At 63.2% G+C, this 1029-nt stretch carries 2 protein-coding genes; both read right to left on the reverse strand.

The genetic code is table 11. The features are described 5' to 3' along the window. Window positions 1-46: 46 nt before the first annotated feature. The gene (locus JJE47_08150) at window positions 47-832 is read right to left on the reverse strand and encodes a sulfite exporter TauE/SafE family protein (GenBank protein ID MBK5267394.1); all 786 of its coding nucleotides are present in this window, start codon (window positions 830-832) and stop codon (window positions 47-49) included. 11 nt (window positions 833-843) lie between these two features. Further along, window positions 844-1029: histone deacetylase family protein (locus JJE47_08155; protein MBK5267395.1), on the reverse strand; the 186-nt coding region annotated here is incomplete at its 5' end.

Below are 1029 nucleotides of genomic sequence, written 5' to 3' on the forward strand. Positions count from 1 at the left end.
CGCTACTGCATGAACTCGGCAGCCCTCGAGTTGAAGAAGGCCTGAGTCAGCCTTCTCGGCTCCTCCAAAGGGTTCGGACGGCGTTGATCACTACGAAGACGCCAAAGATCCGGCCGAGAGTGTCGGACGGAATGGTTTGCGCCAGGGCAGCCGAAGCGGGGGCGACCAACGCTCCGGCGATGCCGAGGATTCCCACGGCTCGCCAGTCGACGTGACCATTGGCGATGTTCACACGTGATCCGGCAGCCGCGGTGAAGAGGATCGCGATCAATGAGGTCCCCTCAGCGGTGTGCTGGTCGATGCCGAGCAGCAGCACCATGGCCGGGATCAGAACGATGCCACCGCCCACTCCGGCCAACCCGGCGAGAATCCCGGTGAGAGCTCCGATCAGCAGCTCAAGCGCGATCGACGCCACCGGACTCAGCCCCAATTCGCCTTCGGTGACGCTGCCTCCTATCGCCATGCGAACGCCGGCCACCAACAAGACCACCCCGAAAACTCTGGCAAGGGTGACACCCGAGAGCCGGTTCATCCAATGGGCTCCAATCGTGGACCCGGCCAGGCCTCCCACTCCCAGCGCGACTGCGGTTGGAAGATCAACGTCACCCGCGGCTCCGAACGCAATCGCACCGGCGGCGGCGATGACAAGGACCGCCGCCAGCGACGTTCCCGTTGCCCGGTGCCGGGTCATCCCGAATGCGACCAGAACAGGGACCATGATGATCCCACCACCGACCCCGAGAAGCCCGGCCAGCAAACCCGTGGTTACACCGAGAGCGATTAGACGGCCGGTCGACGGACTTTTGGTTTTCTCGACTGATGGTTGAATCACAGCCCCACTATTTAGCCGCGTTCGAGCCCATCGAGAAAACCAACCACCAGAGCACCCAGATTGGCGAGGTCATAGCCCCCTTCTTGAACGACCACGGTCGGCAGGTTGAGAGCCCCGAGCACCGACCCCGCTCGCAGATACCCGTCGATGGTCACCTGAAGCGGGCTTTCGGGGTCGTCTTTCCACGCATCTACACC

Source organism: Acidimicrobiia bacterium (assembly GCA_016650365.1).
Classification (GTDB): Bacteria; Actinomycetota; Acidimicrobiia; order Spongiisociales; family JAENVV01; genus JAENVV01.